Genomic DNA, 1,701 nt, shown 5'->3' with positions numbered 1-1,701 from the left:
CCGAAGGAGACGATGGGCATGAGCTTGTCGTCTCCTTGTTTTTTTATGTTTTTTCATGACCGCTGTCATACTTTTTCAGCGCTCATTACTATATAATATATAGACAACCTTTATCCTGATGATCAACAAACAAGTTATATGTGGCCTGCGAAATGGCAGCCGAAGCCATTTTGAGACGGTTTACCACCTATACAATGGGTGGGTATATAATTTTGTTTTTGCCCTCATTAAGGACACTACGGTGAGTCAGGACATTACCCAAGACGTGTTCCTTCAGCTATGGAACCACCGTGAAAGCCTTGATGACGACAATAATTTTGAAGGCTATCTCTTTCGCATTACCCGCAATACGGTGTATCAATACATACGTCGCGAACTGCTGAAGCAGCAATACATGAAGCAAATGGCTTTGGAATCGAGCCAAAAAACAAGCAATCCCGAACCCGAGATTGACCGTTCGCTCATGGAAGACTACATCCTCGAGCTGGCCGATCGCCTGCCCGACGCCCGCCGTAACATACTGTTGCTCTACTGGAAGTCGGGCCTTACCTACAAGGAAATAGCCCAACAACTCTCTATTTCGGAGAAAACCGTCGCCACACAAGTACAACGTTCGCTCAAGTTTTTCAAGTCGAGGATAGATTCCTAAGCCATAACGACCAACCCCGTGGCCCACGCTCATCCTCCTATCCTCCCACGCTAACACAAGCATAGTCATGAAATATCAAAGATACCGCCTACTGATCGAGAAGTTATTTAACCGCCAACTGACGCCCCAACAGTCGGTAGAGCTCGACGAATGGCTCGCCCGGCCCGACGAAAGTGAAGGCTTCGACGATATGTGTCATGCCCTTTGGGTCAATACTCCCACTGCCGCCAACGACGCGATGGAGGCCTCCATGCTCACCAATATCCTCTCGTCGATAGACCAACCCACAGCCGAAAGCCGCCCCCGACGCCCCAATTACTACAAGATAGCGGCCATAGGACTGCTTGTAGTGACCTTTGGACTGGCCACTTACGCCTATCGTGCCCATCAAACCATGGCCGATAGGGTGGCCGAAGTGGTGGAAAACACGGTTGAGAAAGGGCAGAAAGCACGGCTCACCCTGCCCGATGGCACCAAGGTTTGGCTCAATTCCTACAGTCACCTTACTTATAATGGAGCCTATAACCTCAAGGATAGAATCGTAAAACTGAGCGGAGAAGCCTATTTCGAGGTAGCCAAGAACAAGGAAAAACCCTTCATCGTAGAGTGCGATGGCGTCAGTGTAGAGGCCTTGGGCACCACTTTCGACGTAAAAGCCTATCCCTCCGACCCCACGATAACCACCTCGCTGATAGAAGGAAGGGTGAAAGTATCCGACAAGAAGTCGGGCATTACCCTCGAGCCCAACCAACAATTGGTTTACGATAAGAAGTCGAATACCTTTGCCGTAGCCCAGACCGACAATGTCAACGAGGCCGACTTTTGGCGCAAGGACATCCTTTATTTCAACGCCACGCCCCTCTCCGACATCGCCAAAACCATTGAGCGCATGTACGATGTCAAAGTAGTGATGGCCTCCAACGACCTCTCCCGCGTAACCTTCTCGGGCACTATTCGCAACAACAGCTTGGAAAACATCTTCCATGTCATCAGCCTTACCTATCCGCTTTCCTATGAACTCCATGGCGACACCATTCTCCTGAAGCACCGAT

Annotated in this window: 2 protein-coding genes; both read left to right on the top strand. The window is 49.9% G+C overall.

The features are described from left to right. The first annotated feature begins 118 nt into the window (after window positions 1–118). Window positions 119–649 carry an RNA polymerase sigma factor gene (locus VIR50_RS09350; RefSeq protein WP_331934862.1) on the top strand — a complete coding sequence of 177 codons (531 nt, stop codon included), beginning with the start codon at window positions 119–121 and terminating at the stop codon, window positions 647–649. Window positions 650–716: 67 nt separating this feature from the next. After that, window positions 717–1,701: FecR family protein (locus VIR50_RS09345; RefSeq protein WP_331934861.1), on the top strand; the 985-nt coding region annotated here is incomplete at its 3' end.

The sequence above is a fragment of the Prevotella sp. genome, from assembly GCF_036570325.1.
GTDB lineage: Bacteria > Bacteroidota > Bacteroidia > Bacteroidales > Bacteroidaceae > Prevotella.
This window is presented reverse-complemented; position numbering and strand designations above follow the sequence as displayed.